Source organism: Streptacidiphilus pinicola (genome assembly GCF_003258295.1).
GTDB classification, from domain to species: domain Bacteria; phylum Actinomycetota; class Actinomycetes; order Streptomycetales; family Streptomycetaceae; genus Streptacidiphilus; species Streptacidiphilus pinicola.
The window spans coordinates 15,819-37,361 of record NZ_QKYN01000197.1; the positions used below are offsets into that span (position 1 = coordinate 15,819).

Annotated in this window: 21 protein-coding genes; 10 read left to right on the plus strand and 11 right to left on the minus strand. The window is 71.2% G+C overall.

The window, feature by feature from the left end; genetic code table 11:
• The first annotated feature begins 127 nt into the window (after positions 1–127).
• A complete protein-coding gene (locus DN069_RS36205; protein WP_133260161.1) occupies positions 128–2,056 on the plus strand; it encodes a S53 family peptidase in 1,929 nt (642 codons plus the stop codon).
• Positions 2,057–2,075: 19 nt separating this feature from the next.
• On the opposite strand, the gene DN069_RS36210 is transcribed toward DN069_RS36205, so the two are convergent.
• The 7 genes from DN069_RS36210 to DN069_RS36240 form a co-directional block, all read right to left on the minus strand.
• The gene (locus DN069_RS36210; RefSeq protein WP_111507499.1) at positions 2,076–2,447 is read right to left on the minus strand and encodes a hypothetical protein; all 372 of its coding nucleotides are present in this window, start codon (positions 2,445–2,447) and stop codon (positions 2,076–2,078) included.
• The gene (locus DN069_RS36215) at positions 2,444–3,028 is read right to left on the minus strand and encodes a TetR/AcrR family transcriptional regulator (RefSeq protein ID WP_165845793.1); all 585 of its coding nucleotides are present in this window, start codon (positions 3,026–3,028) and stop codon (positions 2,444–2,446) included. The genes DN069_RS36210 and DN069_RS36215 overlap by 4 nt, the downstream gene beginning before the upstream one ends.
• Positions 3,029–3,130: 102 nt before the next feature.
• Positions 3,131–4,399, minus strand: a complete 1,269-nt coding sequence (gene fabF, locus DN069_RS36220) for a beta-ketoacyl-ACP synthase II (RefSeq protein WP_111507501.1) — start codon at positions 4,397–4,399, stop codon at positions 3,131–3,133.
• Positions 4,400–4,529: 130 nt separating this feature from the next.
• Positions 4,530–4,772: an acyl carrier protein gene (locus DN069_RS36225; protein ID WP_111507502.1), complete on the minus strand. Its 243-nt coding sequence runs from the start codon at positions 4,770–4,772 to the stop codon at positions 4,530–4,532.
• A 32-nt stretch (positions 4,773–4,804) separates the two neighbouring features.
• On the minus strand, positions 4,805–5,833 hold the full coding sequence (locus tag DN069_RS36230; RefSeq protein ID WP_111507503.1) for a beta-ketoacyl-ACP synthase III: 1,029 nt from the start codon (positions 5,831–5,833) through the stop codon (positions 4,805–4,807).
• Between the two features lie 5 nt (positions 5,834–5,838).
• The gene (locus tag DN069_RS36235) at positions 5,839–6,774 is read right to left on the minus strand and encodes an ACP S-malonyltransferase (RefSeq protein WP_111507504.1); all 936 of its coding nucleotides are present in this window, start codon (positions 6,772–6,774) and stop codon (positions 5,839–5,841) included.
• Between the two features lie 109 nt (positions 6,775–6,883).
• Positions 6,884–7,999 carry a PucR family transcriptional regulator gene (locus DN069_RS36240; RefSeq protein WP_111507518.1) on the minus strand — a complete coding sequence of 372 codons (1,116 nt, stop codon included), beginning with the start codon at positions 7,997–7,999 and terminating at the stop codon, positions 6,884–6,886.
• A 285-nt stretch (positions 8,000–8,284) separates the two neighbouring features.
• On the opposite strand from DN069_RS36240, the gene DN069_RS36245 reads away from it, so the two are divergent.
• Positions 8,285–9,013, plus strand: coding sequence for a pirin family protein (locus tag DN069_RS36245; RefSeq protein WP_111507505.1), 729 nt, complete (start codon positions 8,285–8,287; stop codon positions 9,011–9,013).
• A gap of 8 nt (positions 9,014–9,021) precedes the next feature.
• Here the strand turns inward: DN069_RS36245 and DN069_RS36250 are convergent, their stop codons facing one another.
• Positions 9,022–9,849 carry a serine hydrolase domain-containing protein gene (locus tag DN069_RS36250; RefSeq protein ID WP_111507506.1) on the minus strand — a complete coding sequence of 276 codons (828 nt, stop codon included), beginning with the start codon at positions 9,847–9,849 and terminating at the stop codon, positions 9,022–9,024.
• A gap of 86 nt (positions 9,850–9,935) precedes the next feature.
• On the opposite strand from DN069_RS36250, the gene DN069_RS36255 reads away from it, so the two are divergent.
• Complete coding sequence (locus DN069_RS36255; RefSeq protein ID WP_111507507.1) at positions 9,936–10,331, plus strand: MerR family transcriptional regulator; 396 nt, start codon at positions 9,936–9,938, stop codon at positions 10,329–10,331.
• Positions 10,332–10,334: 3 nt separating this feature from the next.
• Positions 10,335–11,345: an aldo/keto reductase gene (locus tag DN069_RS36260; RefSeq protein WP_111507508.1), complete on the plus strand. Its 1,011-nt coding sequence runs from the start codon at positions 10,335–10,337 to the stop codon at positions 11,343–11,345.
• Position 11,346: 1 nt separating this feature from the next.
• Here the strand turns inward: DN069_RS36260 and DN069_RS36265 are convergent, their stop codons facing one another.
• The 3 genes from DN069_RS36265 to aceE form a co-directional block, all read right to left on the minus strand.
• Positions 11,347–12,465: an alpha/beta hydrolase gene (locus tag DN069_RS36265; protein ID WP_111507509.1), complete on the minus strand. Its 1,119-nt coding sequence runs from the start codon at positions 12,463–12,465 to the stop codon at positions 11,347–11,349.
• 290 nt (positions 12,466–12,755) lie between these two features.
• A complete protein-coding gene (locus DN069_RS36270) occupies positions 12,756–13,367 on the minus strand; it encodes a G1 family glutamic endopeptidase (protein ID WP_207892392.1) in 612 nt (203 codons plus the stop codon).
• A gap of 86 nt (positions 13,368–13,453) precedes the next feature.
• Positions 13,454–16,204 carry a pyruvate dehydrogenase (acetyl-transferring), homodimeric type gene (gene aceE, locus DN069_RS36275; protein ID WP_111507511.1) on the minus strand — a complete coding sequence of 917 codons (2,751 nt, stop codon included), beginning with the start codon at positions 16,202–16,204 and terminating at the stop codon, positions 13,454–13,456.
• A gap of 549 nt (positions 16,205–16,753) precedes the next feature.
• Between aceE and DN069_RS36280 the strand changes: the two genes are divergently transcribed.
• The 6 genes from DN069_RS36280 to DN069_RS36305 all read left to right on the plus strand — a co-directional run.
• Positions 16,754–17,200 carry a DUF3052 domain-containing protein gene (locus DN069_RS36280; protein ID WP_111507512.1) on the plus strand — a complete coding sequence of 149 codons (447 nt, stop codon included), beginning with the start codon at positions 16,754–16,756 and terminating at the stop codon, positions 17,198–17,200.
• Positions 17,201–17,337: 137 nt separating this feature from the next.
• Positions 17,338–18,276 carry a hypothetical protein gene (locus tag DN069_RS36285; RefSeq protein ID WP_111507513.1) on the plus strand — a complete coding sequence of 313 codons (939 nt, stop codon included), beginning with the start codon at positions 17,338–17,340 and terminating at the stop codon, positions 18,274–18,276.
• Between the two features lie 55 nt (positions 18,277–18,331).
• Positions 18,332–18,790: a peroxiredoxin gene (locus tag DN069_RS36290; protein WP_111507514.1), complete on the plus strand. Its 459-nt coding sequence runs from the start codon at positions 18,332–18,334 to the stop codon at positions 18,788–18,790.
• A 144-nt stretch (positions 18,791–18,934) separates the two neighbouring features.
• Positions 18,935–19,513: a TerD family protein gene (locus DN069_RS36295; RefSeq protein WP_111507515.1), complete on the plus strand. Its 579-nt coding sequence runs from the start codon at positions 18,935–18,937 to the stop codon at positions 19,511–19,513.
• Positions 19,514–19,573: 60 nt separating this feature from the next.
• Positions 19,574–20,716, plus strand: coding sequence for a DUF475 domain-containing protein (locus DN069_RS36300; RefSeq protein WP_207892393.1), 1,143 nt, complete (start codon positions 19,574–19,576; stop codon positions 20,714–20,716).
• 153 nt (positions 20,717–20,869) lie between these two features.
• Positions 20,870–21,543 (plus strand): class I SAM-dependent methyltransferase (locus DN069_RS36305; RefSeq protein WP_424556360.1); only part of this gene is annotated, 674 nt, incomplete at its 3' end.

Below are 21,543 nucleotides of genomic sequence, written 5' to 3' on the forward strand. Positions count from 1 at the left end.
CCACAGCTCCCGCGTCAGCCGCGCCCGGATAGCCACCATCGCTGCAGCTTCGCTCGCGCTGGCCTCCGGCTCGCTGGCTCTCGCCGCTCCTTCGCAGGCCACCACGCCTGCACCGGCCGCCAAGACGGTGACCGATTCGCACCCGATGTGGGCGACTCGCGCCGCGGACCAGGGCACCGTGTCCTCGGCCGACCACTTCACCGGTACGGTCTACCTGGCCGCCCGCGACCAGGCGGGTCTCGCCGCCTACGCGCAGGCGGTCTCCGACCCGACCAGCGCGCAGTACCGCAAGTTCCAGAGCGCCGACTGGGTGCGCACCAGCTTCGGTCCGACCGACGCCGCCGTCGCCCAGGTCAAGTCCTGGCTCACCGGCGCCGGCCTGTCGATCGTCACCAGCACCTGGCACGCCGTCACCGTCTCGGGCACCAGCGCCCAGATGGCGAAGGCCTTCGGCACGCAGATCCACAAGTACGACGTCCAGGGCCAGGAGGCGCACGCCCCCGCCAACGACGTGGTCATCCCGGCCGCCGTCGCGTCCTACGTGCTCGGTGTCGACGGTCTGAGCACCCAGCTCGGCTCGCACGCCAAGCCGGACTCGGTCAAGGTCAACGACAACGTCACCGCCTCCGGCAGCAAGACCGGCGGCGGCCTGCCCACCAAGGCGACCTGCTCGGACTACTGGGGCCAGAAGAAGGCCACCGGCGCTCCGACCGGCTACGTCAAGGGCGCCGTTCCGTTCGACCAGTGCTCCTTCGTCCCGTCGCAGCTGCGCAAGGCCTACGGCATCACCGCCACCGGCCTGACCGGCAAGGGCGCGACCGTCGCCATCGTCGACGCCTACGCGTCCTCCTCGATGCTGGCGGACGCCAACCACTTCGCCACCGCCCACGGTGACAAGGCCTTCCGCAAGGGCCAGTACACCGAGGTCGTCACCCCCTCGCAGTGGACCCAGCAGTCCGCCTGCGGCGGTGCCGCCGGCTGGCAGGGCGAGGAGTCGCTGGACGTGGAGATGGTGCACGGGCTCGCGCCCGACGCCCACGTCGTCTACGTCGGCGCCAACTCCTGCATGGACGCGGACCTGACCGCCGCGCTCGCGAACATCGTCGACCACCACCTGGCTGATGTCGTCTCCAACTCCTGGAGCGAGATCATGCACACCACGGACCAGGGCGACATGGCGAAGGCGCAGATCGCCGCCTACGAGCAGATCTTCGAGCAGGGTGCGATCCAGGGCATCGGCTTCGACTTCTCCGCGGGCGACTGCGGCGACCAGTCGGCGACCGCCGCGGCGACCGGTGCCAACTGCCAGACCGACACCGCGCGTGCGCAGGTCGGCTTCCCGTCCTCGTCCAACTGGGTCACCGATGTCGGCGGCACCGCGCTCGGTGTGAAGGACAAGAGCGGCAGCTACGGCTTCGAGACCGACATGGGCACCCACCGCTCGGCGCTGTCGGCGGACGGCAAGTCCTGGACGCCGTTCCCGGGCAACTTCTACTTCGGTGGCGGCGGCGGTACGTCCGAGGACTTCCCGCAGCCGTTCTACCAGAAGCACGTGGTCCCCTACGCGCTGTCGCACACCCTGATGACCGGTGCGCACAGCAAGACCGCGCAGCGCGTCACCCCCGACGTCGCCATGAACGGCGACCTGTACACCTCCGTCCTGGTCGGCATGACCAGCGGCGGCGCGTACAGCGAGGGCGGCTACGGCGGCACCAGCGTCTCGGCGCCGCTGTTCTCCGCGGTCCAGGCCGACGCGATCCAGGCCCAGGGCCAGGCGATCGGCTTCGCCAACCCGGAGATCTACCTGCGTGACCGCCTCGGCCTGTTCAAGGACGTCGTCAACCAGGCGGCCGTGCACCACCAGGCCCCGCTGAGCAGCGTCGCCGACTTCGGCGTCATCAGCGGCTCGCTGCGGGTCCGTCTGGTCACCTTCGGCCAGGACACCAGCCTGCAGGCCACCAAGGGCTACGACGACGCCACCGGCGTCGGCTCGCCGACCGCGAACTACCTGCGGTCCTTCCTGTGGAAGAACTGGGCGGCCGGCCTCGGCCAGTAAGCACCGGTTGCTCTGAGCGTCACCACGGCCTGGGCCCGGTGCGGGAGTTCGCTCCCCGCCGGGCCCAGATCGCTGTTCCGACCGCGATCAGCACGACGCCTGCGGCCAGCCAGGGCCACGGGCTCCACTCCTCGGTGCAGTTGCCCGGCGAGGAGCAGACGTCCCCGGGCCCGCCCCGGTTGAGCCAGGCCACCCAGACCGGCAACAGCCCGGCCCCGGCGACGAGCCCCGGAAGCCCGCCGTGCGAACGCCGGACCCTGCCCAGCGCCACCGCCGCGCCGAGCACCACCACGGCGAGATACGGCCCCACGGTGAGCACGGTCAGCAGTGCGGCCACCGCCCCGGCGCCGACCAACCCCCAAGCCAGGAACCAGATCCAGGAACGCTTCAAGACCGCCTCCGCAGTGAGAAAAGGTCGAGCAGGGACGAAAGCGAACCGGCCCGCTCGAAGAGCGCGTCGGCGGGGGCCGGGTCGTCGTCGAGGACGGCGAGCAGCTCCAGGCCGAGGAACATCGCCACAACTCCGTGCGCCAGCTCCTCCGGCCGCCCCAGCAGAGCGGCCGGCGTCCCGCGCAGCGCCTCCGCGGCGAAGCCGCGCCAGGGCCGCAGCCGCGCGGCCACCTCGGGCCGGAGCGCGGCGTTGGCCTGGGCGGCGGTGATCATCTCCACCAGCACGGCCGTGTGGCCGAGTTCGAGATCCTCCGCGAAGACGGTCCGCGCGGCGGCGACGAGCTCCTTGAGGTTCCGGCTCTCGTCGACGAGCGCCTGGTACCGCACCCGTCGCAGCTCGGCGACCCGGTCCAGGGCGGCCAGCAGCAGCCCGTCCACGGACCCGAAGTGATAGAAGATCAGCGCCTGGTTGCACCCCGCCCGCCCCGCGATCTCGCGTGCGCTGGCGTGCGCGTAGCCCTTCTCGCGCAGGGTCGCCAACGCCCCCTCGACCAACGCCTCCCGCGTCTCCGCCGTGGCCACGCCGCCTGCCCCCTCTTTTTTTGAGCACTCGCTCAAAACCGAGGATAGAAGGAAGGGGCGCGAGGAGCAATGCTCCTCGCGCCCCTGAAAGGTCCTGAAGGCTCAGACGGTGCGGAACGCCAGGACGACGTTGTGGCCGCCGAAGCCGAAGGAGTTGTTGAGGGCGGTCAGGCGGCCCTCCGCCGGGAGGGCACGGGGCTCGCCCACGACGATGTCGGCGTCGACCTCGGGGTCGAGGTCGTCGACGTTGATGGTCGGCGGAGCCGTGCGGTGGTGCAGGGCCAGGACGGTCGCGACGGTCTCGATGCCGCCCGCGCCGCCGAGCAGGTGGCCCGTCATGGACTTGGTCGCGGAGACCGCGATGTGGTCCAGATGGTCGCCGAGGACCCGGCGCAGCGCCTTGATCTCGGCGGTGTCGCCCTGCGGGGTCGACGTGGCGTGCGCGTTGACGTGCACGATCTCGGCCGGGTCCACGTCCGTGGCTTCCAGCAGCTGGGCGATCGCGCGGGCCACGCCCGAGCCCGAGGGCTCCGGCTGGGCGATGTGGTGGGCGTCGGAGGAGAGACCCTGGCCGACGGCCTCGCAGTAGACGCGGGCGCCACGCGCGGCGGCGTGCTCCGCGGACTCCAGCACCACGACGCCGGCGCCCTCGCCGAGGACGAAGCCGTCGCGGGCCTTGTCGTAGGGGCGCGACGCGGCCTGGGGGTGCTCGTTGTTCTTGGACATCGCCATCATGTTGGCGAACGCCACGATCGGCAGCGGGTGGATCGCGGCCTCGGTGCCGCCCGCGACCACGACGTCGGCGCGGCCGGTGCGGATCATCTCGATCGCGTAGCCGATGGCCTCGGCGCCGGACGCGCAGGCGGAGACGGGGGTGTGCACGCCCGCTCTCGCGCCGACCTCCAGGCCGACGTTGGCGGCGGGGGAGTTGGGCATGAGCATCGGCACGGTGTGCGGGGAGACGCGGCGGACGCCCTTCTCCTTCAGCACGTCGTACTGGTCGAGCAGGGTGGTCACGCCGCCGATGCCGGAGGCGACGACCGCGCCCAGACGCTCGGGGGCGATCGGGGAGCCCTCCTCGGTCGCCGGGGTGGTGAAGCCCGCGTCGGCCCACGCCTCACGCGCGGCGATCAGCGCGAACTGCGCCGAGCGGTCGAGCTTGCGGGCGAGCGGGCGGGGCAGCACCTCGCCCGGGTCGACGGCGGTACGCGCGGCGATGCGGACCGGCAGGTCCGCCGCCCACTCGTCCTCGATGAGCGAGACGCCGGAGCGGCCCGCCACCAGGCCCTCCCAGGTGGACGCGGCGTCGGCGCCGAGCGGCGTGAAGGCGCCGATCCCGGTGACGACCACGGTGCGGTTGTCGCTGGTCACTGCTGTGTCTCCTGGCAGGGAAGTGGTTCTTGGGGGTCGGGGGACGCCGCCGGTCGGCGGCGTCCCCCGGAGAGCGCGTGAACGCTCAGGCTGTGCTCATTCAGGCAGTGCTGAATCAGGCTGTGCTCAATCAGGAGTTGGTGACGATGTAGTTCACCGCGTCGCCGACGGTCTTCAGGTTCTTGACCTCGTCGTCCGGGATCTTGACGTCGAAGCGCTCCTCGGCGGCGACGACGACCTCGACCATGGACAGCGAGTCGACGTCCAGGTCATCGGTGAAGGACTTGTCGAGCTGAACGTCCTCGGTCGGGATCCCGGCGATCTCGTTGACGATCTCCGCGAGACCTTCGAGGATCTCTTCCTGGGTGGCCATTGAAGGCTCCTTCTAGTGGTGAACGGTGTTTCCTACGGGAGAGTAACGACTGCGGCTGCGTAGACGAGACCCGCCCCGAAGCCGATGATGAGCGCGAGATCGCCGCTCTTCGCCTCGCCGGCCTGCAGCATGCGCTCCATGGCCAGCGGGATCGACGCCGCCGAGGTGTTCCCGGTCTCCGCGATGTCGCGGGCCACCGGGACCGACTCGGGCAGCTTCAGTGCCTTGATCATCGCATCGATGATGCGCATGTTCGCCTGGTGCGGGATGAAGGCGCCGAGCTGGTCGGCGGTGATCCCGGCGGCGTCCAGGGCCTGCTGGGCGGCCTTGGCCATGTCCCAGACGGCCCAGCGGAAGACGGTCTGACCCTCCATCCGCAGGGCCGGCCACTTGGTCTCGTCCCCCGCGCCGTTGACGGCGTCCGGCTTGGCGAACGCGGTGTCCCACGCGGCGGTCTGGCTGATGACGTCGGCCTGCGAGCCGTCGGAACCCCAGATCACCTTGCCGATGCCGGGGGTGTCGGACGGACCCACCACGGCCGCGCCCGCGCCGTCACCGAAGATGAAGGCGGTCGAGCGGTCGTGGATGTCGGTGAGGTCGGACAGGCGCTCCACGCCGATCACGATCACGTACTCGGCGCTGCCGCCGCGCACCATGCCGTCGGCCAGCGACAGGCCGTAGCCGAAGCCGGCGCAGGCGGCGGAGATGTCGAAGGCGGGCGCGGTGCCGCAGCCCAGCCGCTCGGCGATCGTGGTGGCGATGGCGGGCGTCTGCTTCAGGTGCGAGACGGTGGCCACGATGACGCCGCCGACCTGCTCGGGCGAGATCCCGGCCATGGCGATCGCCTTGCTGGCGGCCTGGACCGACATCTCGGCGACGGTCTCCTCCGGGCCGGCCCAGCGGCGCTCGGTGATGCCGCTGCGGGTGCGGATCCACTCGTCGGAGGAGTCGATCCAGTCCAGCACCTCGGAGTTGGGGATGACCCGGACCGGGCGGTAGCCGCCGACACCGTGGATGCGCGAGAACTGCGCCCCGGTGCTCGGCTTGATCGATGCGGTCATGCGTGCTACTCCCCGGCTCCGTGCTCGGCCACGAGCGCGAGGGCCTTGTCGAGATCATCCGGTGTCTTCAGGGCCAGCGTCGCGACACCCTTGATGTTGCGCTTGACCAGGTTGGTGAGGGTACCGGCCGGCGAGAGCTCGATCACCGCGGTCGCGCCCAGCTGCTCCAGGGTCTCCATGCACAGGTCCCAGCGGACCGGGTTGGACACCTGGGAGACCAGCCGCGCGAGCACCTCCGCGCCCGAGGCGACGACCTCGCCGTCCTTGTTGGAGACGTAGGTGATCGACGGGTCCGCGACGGTCAGCGTGGGGGCGAGCTTCTCCAGCCGGACCTGGCCGGGGGCCATGTGCGCGGTGTGGAAGGCGCCCGCGACCTTGAGCGGGATCAGCCGGGCCTTGGCCGGCGCGTCGTCCTTGAGCGCGGCCAGCTGCTCCAGTGTGCCGGCCGCGACGATCTGGCCGCCGCCGTTGTTGTTGGCCGGGGTGACGCCGTGGGCGGCCAGCTTCGCGGCCACCTCCTCCGGGTCGCCGCCGAGTACGGCCGTCATGCCGGTCGCGGTCGCGGCGGCGGCCTCGGCCATGCCCAGGCTGCGCTCGCGCACGAAGGCCAGGCCGTCCTCGGCGCTCAGCACGTCGGAGGCGACGGCGACGGTGATCTCGCCGACGCTGTGGCCGGCGACGGCGCCGACCCGGCGGGCGAGGTTCTCGTGGTCCCCGAAGAGCGCGGCGGCGGTCACCAGGCCCGCGGCGACCAGCAGCGGCTGGGCGACGGCGGTGTCCTTGATCTCATCCTCGGATGCCTCGGTGCCGGCGTGGACCAGGTCCAGGCCGGCCACGTCCGACCAACGGCCGAGCCGGTCGGCGACGCCGGGCACCTCCAGCCAGGGGGCGAGGAATCCTGGCGTCTGGGCGCCTTGTCCGGGAGCAACGAGTACGAGCACGTCATCAACCTTCTCTTGTCCGGCCGGTGCTACGCGGGTGAGGACCGCGACCAAGAACCGCGAGCGGAGTTGTGGACTCCCTACAGGCGTGCATCATCGCAGCTCACCCCTACTGGAGTCGTCCCAGGGCCAGGGCGATGCGCAGGGTGAACGCCGAGCGCACGTCCGACGGGGCGTAGCCGGTGATGTCGGTCACACGCCGAAGACGGTAGCGGACCGTGTTCGGGTGGACGAACAGCATCCGGGCGGCGCCCTCCAGCGACGACGCCTGCTCCAGATAGACCGAGAGCGTGTCCAGCAGCGCCGATCCCGCCTCGTCCAGCGGCTCGTAGATCTCCTCGACGAGCTGGCTGCGCGCCTGCACGTCGCCGGCCAGCGCCCGCTCGGGCAGCAGGTCGTCCGCGAGCACCGGTCGCGGCGCGTCCGGCCAGGCCCCACAGGCCCGCAGGCCCGCCGCGGCGGCCTGCGCGGAGCGGGTGGCGGAGAGCAGGTCGGAGACGGTCGGACCGATGACCACCGGCCCGTCCGCGAACTGCCCGATCAGCGAGCGGGCGGCGACCACCGGGTCCCACAGCCGCTCGCCACTGCGCGGCTTCTTCTCGCCCACCACCACGACCAGCCGGGAGCCGAGCACACCGGTCAGCACGTGCAGCTTGGCGTGCCGGGCCGCACGCCGGATCGCCTCGACGACCAGCTCGCTGTCGCCGGCGGGCGCGCTGCCCATCACCACCATGATCCGGTCCGGCGAACCCCAGCCGAGCGCGGCGGCGCGCGACAGCACGCCCTCGTCCGCGTCGCCGGAGAGCAGGGAGTTGACCACCAGGGCTTCCAGGCGGGCGTCCCAGGCACCGCGGGCCTCGGCGGCCTGGGCGTACACCTGGGCGGTGGCGAAGGCGATCTCGCGGGCGTAGACCAGCACCGCCTCGCGCAGCGCCTCCTCCGCGCCCGGCGCGGCCACCTCCTCGATCGCCTCCTCGACGACCTCGATGGTGGTCCGGATCATCTCCACGGTCTGCCGCAGCGTCACCGCGCGGGTCAGCTCGCGCGGCGCGGTGCCGAAGACGTCCGTGCTGATCGCCTGCGGCGCGTCCGGGTGCCGGAACCACTCGGTGAAGGCGGCGATACCGGCCTGCGCCACCAGCCCGATCCAGGAGCGGTGCTCCGGCGGCATGTTGCGGTACCAGGCGAGGTTGTCGTCCATCCGGGCGATGGCGGCGGTGGCCATCTTCCCGGCGGCACGCTCCAGGTTCTTCAGCGTCTGCGCGTGCTGCTCGGCCGTGGCCAGCACGGTCTTGCGCTCGAAGGCGGTCCCGCGCCGTGAGCCGCGCCGCGCGGATTTGCGCTCCGCGGCGTCGACGGTCTTTCCGGGGGCTCCCTCGGCTGACTGGTTCGCGGAGTTGTCTACGACTGGGTCTGGCACAGACTAAGCGTGCACCATCGCCGCGGGGAACCGCGCACGGGGAGGCACCCGGCGCGGGAGACGCCGGTCACAACTGCCTAATCTGGCCTCATGCCGCTCAGTATCCGCCGCGCCGGCCACCGCTACCGCTCCGAGCCGGAGCCGGGCGTGCGCACCGCGCACGCGTTCTCCTTCTCCGCGCACTACGACCCGGCCAACGTCTCCTTCGGCGCGCTGCTGGCGTGCAACGAGGAGCGGCTCGCGCCGGGCGCGGGGTTCGCCGCGCACCGGCACCGGGACACCGAGATCCTCACCTGGGTGCTGGAGGGCGTCCTCGCGCACCGCGACGACCACGGCCACGAGGCGGAGATCCGCCCGGGGCAGCTGCAGTACCTGAGCGCGGGCGCGGGGGTCAGCCACAGCGAGGTGAACGCGGTGGCGGCCGGGGAGCCGGTGCGCTTCCTGCAGTTCTGGCTGCAGCCCGGGGAGTTCGGCACGGAGCCGGCGTACGCCGTCCGCGACGTCGACCTGGAGGCGCCCTCGGCGCTGCTGACCCCTCCGGGCATGCTGCGGCGCGACGACGCCGCTCTGCACCTGCTCCGCGCCCCCGCGTACCTGCCCCTCCCCGAGCTTCCCCGGGCCGCCTACCTCTACCTGCACCTCACCCGCGGCAGCCTCGGCTTCCGCGAGGCGGACGGCCCGAAGGGCCGCGGCCGCGAGCTCGCCGAGGGCGACGCGGTGCGGATCACGGAGGGCGACGCGCTCATCGATCCGACGGCGGGTCCGGACGGGGCTGAGTTGCTGGTCTGGGCGATGGAGTCACCTGTCGCATACGGGTAACCGCGCCCTTAGTGGCTGAGCTCCGCGAGAACGGCGTCCGTGAACGGGGTCCAAAGCTCTGCCGCCCAGGGGCCGAAGTCGCGGTCGGTCAGGACCACGCAGGCCGCGCCCGCGGCCGGGTCGACCCAGAGGAACGTGCCCGACTGGCCGAAGTGGCCGAAGGTGGACGGGGAGCTGGTGAGGCCGGTCCAGTGCGGGGACTTGTGGTCGCGGATGTCGAAGCCGAGGCCCCAGTCGTTCGGCTTCTGGTGGCCGTAGCCCGGCAGCACGCCGTTCAGGCCGGGGAAAGCGACGGTCGTCGCCTCGGCGACGGTGTCGGGGTGCAGCACCCGGGGCGCCTGCAGTTCCGCGGCGAAGCGCGCCAGGTCGGCGGCGGTGGAGACGCCGCCCGCGCCGGCCGGGCTCTTGCTCGCGGCGTCCAGCCAGGTCTCGGTCATGCCGAGCGGGGCGAAGACGGCCTCGGCCGCATACTGCGGGAACGGCATGCCGGTCGCCTTGGCGACGGTCTCGGCCAGGACGTCGAAGCCCGCGTTCGAGTAGAGCCGGCGGTTGCCGGGCGCCGCCATGGCACGGTGCTCGTCGAAGGCGAGGCCCGAGGTGTGCGCGAGGAGGTGGCGGACGGTCGACCCCTCGGGACCCGCCGGGGTGTCCAGCTCCAGCGCGCCCTCCTCGACGGCGACCAGCGTCGCGTACGCCGTCAGCGGCTTGGTCACCGAGGCCAGCTTGAAGGGGTGCCGCTGGGGTCCGTGGCTGCCGGCCACGCTGCCGTCCCGGCGGACGACGGCCGCGGCGGCGGTCGGGACGGGCCACTGTTCGATCAGGCGCAGGCTCTCCATGTCGGCGAGTCTAAAGAGTGTTCCTTGCTTGGAGTGCACTCGAAGTCGGTAGCGTCGGTCAGGACACGATCGGAAGGGGGCGGGGGATGTCCCAGACAGCCGTAGCGGGAGGCGAGTTCGAGGCTCGTTACACCATCGGCGAGGTGGCCGGGCGGACCGGACTGAGCGCGCACACGCTGCGCTGGTACGAGCGGATCGGCCTGCTGGAGCACCCGGCCCGCTCGCACCACGGGCAGCGCCGCTTCAGCGAGGCGGACCTCGGCTGGCTCGCGTTCCTCGGCAACCTGCGCGCGACCGGCATGCCGGTCGCGGCGATGCTGCGCTACGCCGAGCTGGTCCGCGCCGGTGACGGGACGCGGGCCGAGCGGCGCGAGCTGCTCATCGCGCACCGCGAAGAGGTGCTGGCGCGCATCCGCGACCTGCAGGCCAACCTTCTGGTCCTGGACTACAAGATCGACTTGTACGGCGAGAGGCAGGACTGAGTCATGAGCACCATTGCGACCACCACGCTGGGCGCGAACGGCCCGACCGTCGGCGTCCAGGGCCTCGGCTGCATGGGCATGAGCGACTTCTACAGTGACCAGTTCGGCGACACCGGCGAGACCGAGTCCCGGGCCACCCTGGAGCGCGCCCTGGAGCTGGGCGTCACCCTGTTCGACACCGCGGACATGTACGGCTACGGCCGCAACGAGCAGTTGGTCGGCCCGTTCGTCCAGGCCCACCGCGACGAGGTGCTGATCGCGACGAAGTTCGCGATCGAGCGTCGCGAGGACGACCCGAGCCACCGCGCGGTGCGCAACGACGCGGCCTACATCCGCCAGGCCGTCGACGCGAGCCTGCGCCGCCTGGGCGTCGACCACATCGACCTGTACTACATGCACCGCCGCAACCGCGAGGTCCCGCTGGCCGAGTCCGTCGGCGCGATGGCGGAGCTGGTCGCCGCGGGCAAGGTGCGCCACCTGGGCCTGTCCGAGGTCACCGGCGAGGAGCTGCGCGAGGCCCACGCGGTCCACCCGATCGCCGCGCTGCAGTCGGAGTGGTCGCTCTTCTCCCGCGACATCGAGCACGTCTCGGTGCCGACGGCGGTCGAGCTGGGCGTCGCGGTGGTGGCCTACTCGCCGCTCGGCCGCGGGTTCCTGACCGGCTCCTTCAGCAACGCCGACGAGCTGGCGGCGGGCGACTTCCGCCATCATCAGCCGCGCTTCACCGGCGACAACGCCGCGCACAACGCCGCGCTGCTCGCCCCCGTCCACAAGATCGCCGCGGATCGCGGCGCGACGGCCGGCCAGGTCGCTCTCGCCTGGGTCCAGCAGCGCGCCCAGGTCCACGGCGTCCCGGTCATCCCGATCCCGGGCACGCGGCGCCGCACGCGCCTGGAGGAGAACACCGCCGCGACCGCACTGACCCTCACCGACGCCGAGCTGGCGACCCTGGAGCCCATCGCCGCGCAGGTCTCCGGCGACCGCTACGCCGACATGCGCGGCATCTCCCGCTGAGTCAGCTCGTCACGTCGCCGTACTGGCCGAGCGCGATGTCGGCGTAGTTGCGCAGGCTCGCCGTTCCCGCGGCGTAGTAGCCGTTGTGGCCCGCTGCGCCGGTGGAGGCGACCAGGTGGGAGCCGTAGCCCGGGCTGGTGGGGTCCTGGCCGTGGCCGAGGCCGGCGAACTCGAGGTAGGGGACGTTGCCGATCCAGTCGGTGGCGTTGCGCTCCGTCGCCCACAGGCGGACGCCGGTGCCGAGGGCGGAGGCGTCGGTGATGTCCATGCCGGGGCTGCCCAGGACCACCATGTCGGTGACCGTCCCGGTCCCCCGCAGGGTCGGGGCGGCCACGCCGCAGACGACCGAGCCGTAGGAGTGGCAGAACAGGGCCGGCGGCGTGCTCGGGTGGGAGGTGACCGCGAGGCCCGCGAGGAAGCGGGTGAGGCGCGGCGCGGCGGCGTCCGCGAGGCGGGAGGTCGCGGCGTCGGCGCCCAGGCCGACGGGGGTGACGTAGTCGGCCCAGGCTATGGCGGCCGTCGTGGTGCCGGGGGACACCTGCTGCTCCTCGGCGCGCAGCGCCTGCGCCTCGCCCTGGACCTTGCCGAAGTGGGCGAGGTCGATGTCGGAGCCGGGAACGAGCACGGAGACCTTCTGCGCCGTCGCGAGGTCGCCGAAGACCTCGGCGACCAGGCCGCGGCTGCGCGGGTCGAAGGCGATGATCTGGTGGCCCGGCTGCGTCAGCTGCGTGAGCATGGCGATCTGGGCGGTGGCGCCGGGGTCCTGCTTCTTCAGCCGGTCCAGCTCGGCCTGCATGGCGATCTGGTTGGCCTGGTAGCGCAGCGCGGGCGGCGCGCCGTCGAGGTTGCCGACGACCAGCGGGTAGGTCTCGACGAGGTGCTGCGCCTGCGGCGCGCTGAGCCCCGCGAAGAACGCGGCGACCTCGGTCACGGACGCGCTCGCCGGGTCGGGCATGGTGACGCCCAGCGAACGGTCGTGCAGCCAGGCGGCGCTCCCGGTCGGCGGCGTGGTGACGGCGATCTGCTCGGCGGAGACGGCCGCTCCGGCGGCCGCGGCACCCGTGCCGGCGAGGCAGGTGAAGGAGACCAGTGCTGCCACCAGGGTGCGCTTGAACCGCATGCAGGTGTCTCCTCGGGGAAGCCGGCGACCGTCGTGCGGGCGCGAACAGCCCGGAGGTCTAGCGGAATGCGGGGAGCGGGTCGATGGGGCGACATGCCCGCCATGCGAGACGCTCTGCGCAAGCGTAAGGGCATCGTCCGGCTGCGTACGCTGTACGAGGGAGACCCAAACTGCGACAACCATCACAATGGCCGTCAATCGACCGGCAATCGCGCCGGATTCTTACGAGCCGTTCACACGACGACGGTGGGTGACGCCCCCGGGCGTCACCCACCGTCGCTAAGCGATTATCAGCTGTGCCGCCAGGCCACCGAGAAGCTCTCGCCGCCGGACAGGGAGGACGTCGAGGCCTTGGTCGTGGAGCCGGAGACCATGTTGATCTGGTCCGGGCTGTAGTTGCCGAGCGCCTGGCCGTTGGCAAGGGAGTTGGTGAAGTTCACCGTGGCGAAGTCGGTCAGCGGCAGCACGTCGGTGGAGCTGGACGGCGCCTCGGCGATCACCTCGACCGAGTAGCGCTGCGCCGGCGAGTAGGTCTTGGAGACCGAGCGGCTCCACCCCTGGGTGGTGTCGCTGAGCTTCATCGTGAACTTTCCGGAGCCGTTGTACGTCACCGAGCCGGTGAAGTGGTCGCCGGGCTTCACGGTGTTGGAGAAGTTCGTCGGGTACGCCGGGTACATCTCGTACCAGGAGTAGTACTGCGGCGAGCCGCCGGAGCAGTCGACCTCGGAGCCGGTCTGCTCCACCCAGCTGGCCGAGATGCTGGTGAAGCCGCCGCCGGTGGCGGCGAAGCCGGACCAGTTGGAGCTGGAGCTGTTGCGCAGGTGGATGTGCAGGTTGTGCACGGTGCCGTTGCTGACGGCGGGTGCGGTGACGGCGACGGCCGGGGCGGCCGCGCCGAGCACGGAGAGAAGTGCGGCGGACAGAGCGGTGGCGCGACGAGGCTCGGTGACGGATCGTCACCGAGCCTCTGCTGCCTACTGATCAGCCGTTACGCGTCGCCGCCGGCGCTGCCCGGGTGGGCGGCCGAGACGTCCAGCAGCTGGTAGCGGTCGATGGCCGCCTTCAGCGCGGTGCGGTCGACCTTGCCCTGCTTGGCCAGCTCGGTCAGCACACCCAGCACGATCGACTGCGCGTCGATGTGGAAGTAGCGGCGCGCCGCGCCACGGGTGTCGGCGAAGCCGAAGCCGTCGGCGCCCAGCGACTGGTACTGGCCCGGGACCCAGCGCGAGATCTGGTCCGGCACCGCGCGCATCCAGTCGGAGACGGCCACGAACGGGCCCTCGTTGCCCGCGAGCTTGCGCTGCACGAACGGGACGCGCTGCTCCTCGTCCGGGTTGAGCAGGTTGAACTCCTCGACCGCCACCGCGTCGCGGCGCAGCTCGTTCCAGGAGGTCACCGACCAGACAGAGGCCTTGACGTTCCACTCCTCGGCGAGGATGCGCTGCGCCTCCAGCGCCCAGGGCACGGCCACGCCCGAGGCGAGGATCTGCGCCGGGACCTGGCCGCCCTGACCCTCCGCCAGCTTGTAGACGCCCTTGAGGATGCCCTCGACGTCCACGTTCTCGGGCTCGGCCGGCATCTGGATCGGCTCGTTGTAGACGGTGAGGTAGTAGAAGACGTCCTCGCCGTGCGGGTGCTCCGCGCTGCTGCCGTACATGCGGCGCAGACCGTCCTGCACGATGTGGGCGATCTCGTAGCCGTAGGCCGGGTCGTAGCTGACGGCCGCCGGGTTGGTCGAGGCCAGCAGCTGGCTGTGACCGTCGGCGTGCTGCAGGCCCTCACCGGTCAGCGTGGTGCGGCCGGCGGTCGCGCCGAGCACGAAGCCGCGCGCCAGCTGGTCGGCCATCTGCCAGAACTGGTCGCCGGTGCGCTGGAACCCGAACATCGAGTAGAAGACGTAGACCGGGATCAGCGGCTCGCCGTGGGTGGCGTAGGACGAGCCCGCGGCGATCAGCGAGGCGGTCGAGCCGGCCTCGGTGATGCCGTCCTGGATCATCTGGCCCTGCGGCGACGTCTTGTACGCGAGCAGCAGGTCACGGTCGACCGACTCGTACTGCTGGCCCATCGGGTCGTAGATCTTCGCGGACGGGAAGAGCGAGTCCATGCCGAAGGTGCGGTACTCGTCCGGAGCGATCGTCACGAAGCGCTTGCCGATGTTCTTGTCCCGCATCAGGTCCTTGAGCAGGCGGACGAACGCCATGGTGGTGGCGATCGACTGCTGCCCGGAACCCTTCTTGACCGCCTTGTACGCGTCGTCGCCCGGGAGCTCCAGCTGACGCGGCCGCACCTTGCGGGTCGGCATGTAGCCGCCCAGCTCGGCACGACGGTCGTGCATGTACTGGATCTCCTCGGAGTCCTTGCCCGGGTGGTAGTAGGGCGGGTAGCCCTCGTCCAGCTGCTTGTCGGTGATCGGCAGGTGCAGCCGGTCACGGAAGCGCTTGAGGTCCTCGACCGTCAGCTTCTTCATCTGGTGGGTCGCGTTGCGGCCCTCGAAGTTCGGGCCGAGCGTCCAGCCCTTGACGGTCTGGGCCAGGATGACGGTCGGCTGGCCCTTGTGCTCGGTCGCGGCCTTGAACGCGGCGTAGACCTTCTTGTGGTCGTGGCCACCGCGGCCCAGGTGCTGGATCTGCTCGTCGGTCAGGTTCTCGACCATGGCGCGCAGGCGCAGGTCGCCGCCGAAGAAGTGCTCGCGGATGTACGAGCCGGACTCGGTGGCGTAGGTCTGGAACTGGCCGTCCGGCGTGGTGTTCATCTTGTTGACCAGGGCGCCGTCGCGGTCCTGGGCCAGCAGCGGGTCCCAGGTGCGGTCCCAGATGAGCTTGATGACGTTCCAGCCGTTGCCGCGGAAGATCGACTCCAGCTCCTGGATGATCTTGCCGTTGCCGCGGACCGGGCCGTCCAGGCGCTGCAGGTTGCAGTTGACCACGAAGGTCAGGTTGTCCAGGCCCTCTCGCGCCGCGATGGAGAGCTGGCCGAGCGACTCGACCTCGTCCATCTCGCCGTCGCCCAGGAAGGCCCACACGCGCGAGTCGGAGGTGTCCTTGATGCCGTGGTTCAGCAGGTAGCGGTTCATCCGCGCCTGGTAGATGGCACCGAGGGGGCCGAGGCCCATGGAGACGGTCGGGAACTCCCAGAAGTCCGGCATGTTCCGCGGGTGCGGGTAGCTGGACAGCCCGTAGGGCGCGCGCGAGTGCTCCTGGCGGAAGCTGTCGAGCTGCTGCTCGGAGAGCCGGTCCAGCAGGTAGGCGCGGGCGTAGATGCCCGGCGACGCGTGACCCTGGAAGTAGATCTGGTCGCCGGACGCGCCCTCGGCGTCCTTGCCCTTGAAGAAGTAGTTGAAGCCCACGTCGTACAGCGACGCCGAGGAGGCGAAGGTCGCGATGTGGCCGCCCACGCCGATCCCGGGACGCTGCGCGCGGGAGACCATCACCGCGGCGTTCCAGCGGGTGGCGTTCAGGACCTTGCGCTCGATCTCCTCGTTGCCGGGGAAGAACGGCTCGTCCTTGGTGGCGATGGTGTTGACGTAGTCCGTGCTGCGCATCTCCGGCACGGCGACGCGCCGCTCGCGGGCGCGCTCGATCAGCCGCAGCATGAGGTAGCGGGCGCGCTCACGGCCGCGCTCGTCGACGGCGGCGTCGAGGGAGTCCAGCCATTCGCTGGTCTCCTCGGGATCGAAGTCAGGGACCTGGCTCGGCAGGCCGCCAATGATGATCGGGTTGCGATCGGATCCGGAAGCCACGCTGTTCCTTCACTTGTCGGTCGTTGTGGGAGGGTGTCGCGCCGCCTCCATCGTGGACCGCAAGGGGAGAAACGTCATCTCTACCCATGAGTAACCGTTTCGCGCCCTTTGGGGAGTAATCCCTTAGGGGCAATCGACCCGGTCCCGTCTGGTGCGCGGTGTCGCACGACGAGGTGGCCCGACCGTTCCCCACATCGTTGTGGAGTGGGCAGGCTGGGGAGGGCCAACAGGAGACTCTACGCCTGGTCAAGGAGTACTCGGTCACATGGTCGACTGCTGAGACGCTTCCGGACTGCGATCCCTACCAGGAGTGAGCGTCGCCTACAGCGGGTAAGGGGAAAAGGCGATCCGCTGCGCGGAACGTCGTTTGCTGGTGATACTGGGGCAAACGGGAGTGATCCCGGTCACTCCAGGCGGCGTGTCGCCCGCGACGCACCGCAGCCAGGGCCCGATCGGAGGCCGGGTACTTGCGCTCCGCGCCCCGCCCGTGTGGACTACCGGCACAACCCTGGTACCAGAAGACAGGGTCGGATATAGGAGGCAATTCCCGTGAGCGCGACCGCGGACCCCGCGGAGGACAAGACCAGCCAGGCACGTCGGCTGGGCCTTGAGGCCGGACAGGTGGTCCAGGAGCTCGGTTACGACGACGACGTCGACCAGGACCTGCGTGAGTCCATCGAGGAACTCACCGGCACCGAGCTCGTCGACGAGGACTACGACGACGTCGCTGACGTCGTGCTGATGTGGTTCCGCGAGGACAGCGAAGACGGAGATCTGACCGACTCCCTCGTCGATGCCCAGGAGTACCTGGTGGAGGGCGGCCTGGTCTGGCTGCTCACGCCGAAGACCGGGCGCGAGGGCCACGTCGAGGCCAGCGACATCGCCGACGCCGCGCAGACGGCCGGTCTCTCGCAGACCAGCACGGCCGCGGTGAGCAAGGAGTGGTCGGCGGTTCGCCTGGCCACCCCGAAGGCCGCGAAGGCCGGCAAGCGCTGAGGCCTCTGCCGAACATCCCGAGCTGACCGGTGGGGCCCGGACGGAGCACTCCGTCCGGGCCCCACTGCCGTTCCGGGTTCGCTGCCCGCGAAGGCGCCGACATGCCGGGTCTCGGGGCCCGGCGGCAGAATGGCGGCATGGCAGAAGATCACCAACCGGTCCTCCACGGCCCGCGCGGCGTCGCCGACGAGACCCCGGAGACCCTCCGCCCCCGCGTCCTCGGCGCATGGGACGCGGTGATGGCCGTCGCCCGCACGGCCCTGGCGCCCGACGCCCAGGGGCCTGCCGGCCCGGGACCCGGGGGAGCGGGAGCCGGCGAGCAGGAGCCGGGTGGGCAGGGCTCCGGTGGGCAGGGCTCCGGTGGGCCGGGGGATCTGCGGCCGTTGGCCGCGTTGGGGTCGTGGCCGGGGCGGCCGGTGCTCGGGGAGGTCATGGCGGCGGCGCACGGGGGGCCGGCGCCGGAGCGGCGGCCGAAGCCGTTCGATCCGTCGCGGGGCGAGGTGCTGGAGGCCCTGGCGGAGGCCAGGGAGCGGGTCACCGCGGCGCTGGACGAGGTGCTGGCCGCGCCGGAGCTCGGGCGGCGGGTCGTGGACTCCCCGCTCGGCCCGCTGCCGGTGCTGACGCAGATCCACGCCATGGGCCACGAGGCCGCGCAGGCGGTGCTCTCGTTCAGCGGGTCGGTCCCGCCCCAGCTCGCCGACGCGGGCCTCGCGGCCATGGTCGACGTCGTCGGCGCGCTGGCCTGGCGGGCCCGGATCCCGGCGTCCGCGGGCCTGTGGGAGCCCGAGGGCGGCCTCGGCTGGGTCTTCACCGCCGACTCGGACGGCTGGAGCACGCGCCCGCGTACGGCCGGCGACGACGTCCCCGGTGTCGAGGGCGCGGCCCGCCACCTGCTGGTCTCCAGCGGCTCCGTCCCGACGATGCTCGCCCGCGGCGACATCCGGATGCGCCGCGTCACCGGCCTGCTCGCCCTGGCGCCGCTGGTCGACCAGGTCCCGAACCTCCCCGGCGGCCCGCTGCTGCGCCGCGCCGTGGGCGCCGTCTCCGTGCTCAGCAGGCTGCCTGGCTTCCGCTGACCAGCGACATGGCAGGATTGGCTCGGCACGGCCCACGACGATGAGGGGTTTTCGCATGGCAATCGAGGTCGGTTCTCCGGCTCCCGAGTTCTCGCTCAAGAACCAGCACGGCGAGCTCGTCTCGCTCTCGGACTTCCGTGGCGAGAAGAACGTTGTGCTGGTCTTCTACCCGTTCGCCTTCACCGGCGTCTGCACCGGCGAGCTCTGCAGCCTCGAGCGCGAGCTGCCGTCGTTCCAGAACGACGACGTGCAGATCCTGGCCGTCTCCAACGACACGCTGCCCACGCTGCGCGTCTTCGCGGAGAAGGAGGGCCTGGAGTACCCGCTGCTCTCGGACTTCTGGCCGCACGGCGAGGTGTCCCGTGCCTACGGCGTGTTCGACGAGGAGAAGGGCTGCGCCGTGCGCGGCACCTTCGTGATCGACAAGCAGGGCGTCGTGCGCTGGACCGTCGTCAACGGTCTGCCGGACGCGCGCGACCAGCAGGAGTACCTCAAGGCGCTGCAGGCCATCTGAGCCTGACCGGCCGAGCGGTTCGACAGGGCCCGTGGCTCCCGGTTCGCCGGGGTCCACGGGCCCTGTGCCGAACTGCTGATGCCCCGTTACGATCGAGCTCAGCAACGGGCGATCGGCGCGGCAAGAGGGGCAGGAAGAGGAGCCATGAGCGTCACGCTGGCCAAGGGCGGCAACGTCTCACTCTCCAAGGCGGCACCGCATCTGACGACGGTGCGGATCGGGCTCGGCTGGCAGGCCCGCGCGTCGAACGGGGCGCCGTTCGACCTCGACGCCAGCGCCCTGCTCTGTTCGGGCGGACGCGTGCTCGGGGACGAGTACTTCGTCTTCTACAACCACCTCAAGAGCCCCGAGGGCTCGGTCGAGCACCACGGCGACGAGGTCCGCGGCGGGAGCGGCGCGGAGGACGACGAGGTGATCACCGTCCAGCTCGCGCTGGTGCCCACTCAGGTCGACAAGATCGTCTTCCCGGTCTCGATCTACGACGCGGACAGCCGCAGGCAGAGTTTCGGCCACGTTCGCGGCGCCTTCATCCGCGTCGTCAACGAGCAGGACGGGACGGAACTCGCCCGCTACGACCTCTCCGAGGACGCGTTCGACCAGACCGCGATGATTTTCGGCGAGCTCTACCGCTACGAGGGCGAGTGGAAGTTCCGCGCCGTGGGCCAGGGCTACGCGACCGGATTGCGAGGCATCGCACTGGACTTCGGGGTGAACGTTTCGTAAGAATTCGTCATGAGGCGTGGCAGGCCGATCGACGGCGGGCGCGAAAGGGGTGGGCGCGCGGTGTTCCTCCGCACGTTCGGATGGTCCTTCGGAGTCACCTTGCTGGGACTGGCCGCGGCCGGATACCTGTGGGGTGCGGACGGCTTCGGCGTCGTCCTGGTGCTGGCCATCCTGGAGATCTCGCTCTCCTTCGACAACGCCGTCATCAACGCCACCGTGCTGCGCCGGATGAGCCCGTTCTGGCAGCGCGTCTTCCTGACCGTCGGCGTCCTCGTCGCCGTCTTCGGGATGCGGCTGGTCTTCCCGCTGATCGTCGTCGGGCTGACCGCGCACATCGCGCCGCTCACGGTGCTGCGGCTGGCACTCGACTCCTCGCGCACCTATCACGGCCTCAGCTACGCCGAACACCTGGACGCCGCTCACCCGGCCATCGCCGCCTTCGGGGCGGCCTTTCTTTTGATGATCTTCCTGGAGTTCCTCTGCGGGGAGAAGGAACTGCGCTGGCTCGGCCCGCTGGAGCGGACCATGGAGCGCGTCGGCCGGATGGACCGGCTGCCGGTGATCCTCACGCTCGGCGCGCTGCTGCTGGCCGCCCGCTTCTTCGCCGGGGACCGGGCCGAGACCGTCCTGCTCGCGGGCGTGGCCGGGCTGATCACCTATCTGCTGGCGACGGGGCTGTCGGACCGCTTCGAGGCCGTCGGCGTCCCCGACGAGGAGGACGCCGCCGAGCCGGCGCCCGCCCGTGGCCGGCGGGCGCCGTTGCACGTGGCCGGCAAGGCGGCGTTCGTGCTCTTCGTCTACCTGGAGATCCTGGACGCGTCCTTCTCCTTCGACGGCGTGGTGGGCGCGTTCGCGGTGAGCCAGGACATCTTCCAGATCGCCCTCGGCCTCGGCATCGGCGCGCTCTACATCCGCTCGCTCACCGTGCACCTGGTCCGCCAGGGCACCCTGGACGAGTACGTCTACCTCGAGCACGGCGCCCACTACGCGATCGGCGCGCTGGCCGTGATCCTGATGGCCTCGATCAAGTACACGGTCCCCGAGGTGGTGACCGGCCTGATCGGCGTCGCCTTCATCGCGCTGGCGCTGCTCGGGTCCGTCCTGCGCAACCGCCGCCTGGTGGATCTCGAAGGCGACGACCGGGACGACCAGGACGGTGGGGTCGGCGAAAATCCCGTTGTCTCACGGTCGATCGGGCTCTAACGTTCCCGGGTGGAATTCACCCAGGACGACTCGGTAGCCCTCTACGACGAGATGTACCGCTGGGACGGCGCACAGTACGCGTCGGACCGCTTCTACGACGAACTGGTGGACGAAGCCGACGCCGTCCTCGACGTCGGTTGCGGCACGGGCATGATGCTCCATCAGGCCCGCGAGCGTGGCCACGGCGGTCACCTGGTCGGCCTCGACCCGGACCAGCCCTCGCTGCGGCGGGCACGCCGGCGCGCCGACATCGAGTGGGTCGAGGGCGTCGCCGCCGACGCCGTGCGCTGGCAGGGCGAGTTCGCGCTGGCCACCATGGCCAGCAACGCCTTCCAGTGCCTGGTCACCGACGAGGAGCTGCGCAGCTCNNTGCACGGCGCGCTGCGGCCGGGCGGCCGCTTCGCGTTCGAGACCCGCAACCCCGCCGCGCGCGCCTGGGAGAGCTGGACCCCGGACGCCGTCAGCACCGTCGCCGGCAACGGCTGGGACCTGCGGCAGTGGCACGAGGTGCACTCCGTGACCGGGGACCTGGTCACCATGACCGAGACCACCGCCACCCCGGACGGTGAGGTCCTCCACGTCGGCGAGGCGACCCTCCGCTTCCTCGACGAGGCCCAGGCACTGGAAGGCGTTGCTGGCCATGGTGGCCAGCGCGAACTCGCCCTGCCAGCGCACGGCGTCGGCGGCGACGCCCTCGACCCACTCGCTGTCGGCGCGCCGGCGTGCCCGCCGCAGCGAGGGCTGGTCCGGGTCGAGGCCGACCAGGTGACCGCCCAGGGCACGCTCGCAGTCCTGATGGAGCCTCAGGCCCGTCCCTCCACCGCCCG

Coding starts and splice junctions, on each gene's coding strand:
- DN069_RS36225 (WP_111507502.1), bottom strand. CDS start 4,772: ATGGCCACCCAGGAAGAGATCCTCGAAGGTCTCGCGGAGATCGTCAAC.
- DN069_RS36230 (WP_111507503.1), bottom strand. CDS start 5,833: ATGACCGCATCGATCAAGCCGAGCACCGGGGCGCAGTTCTCGCGCATC.
- DN069_RS36240 (WP_111507518.1), bottom strand. CDS start 7,999: ATGGCCACCGCCGCCATCGCCCGGATGGACGACAACCTCGCCTGGTAC.
- DN069_RS36245 (WP_111507505.1), top strand. CDS start 8,285: ATGCCGCTCAGTATCCGCCGCGCCGGCCACCGCTACCGCTCCGAGCCG.
- DN069_RS36250 (WP_111507506.1), bottom strand. CDS start 9,849: ATGGAGAGCCTGCGCCTGATCGAACAGTGGCCCGTCCCGACCGCCGCC.
- DN069_RS36255 (WP_111507507.1), top strand. CDS start 9,936: ATGTCCCAGACAGCCGTAGCGGGAGGCGAGTTCGAGGCTCGTTACACC.
- DN069_RS36260 (WP_111507508.1), top strand. CDS start 10,335: ATGAGCACCATTGCGACCACCACGCTGGGCGCGAACGGCCCGACCGTC.
- DN069_RS36265 (WP_111507509.1), bottom strand. CDS start 12,465: ATGCGGTTCAAGCGCACCCTGGTGGCAGCACTGGTCTCCTTCACCTGC.
- DN069_RS36285 (WP_111507513.1), top strand. CDS start 17,338: ATGGCAGAAGATCACCAACCGGTCCTCCACGGCCCGCGCGGCGTCGCC.
- DN069_RS36290 (WP_111507514.1), top strand. CDS start 18,332: ATGGCAATCGAGGTCGGTTCTCCGGCTCCCGAGTTCTCGCTCAAGAAC.
- DN069_RS36295 (WP_111507515.1), top strand. CDS start 18,935: ATGAGCGTCACGCTGGCCAAGGGCGGCAACGTCTCACTCTCCAAGGCG.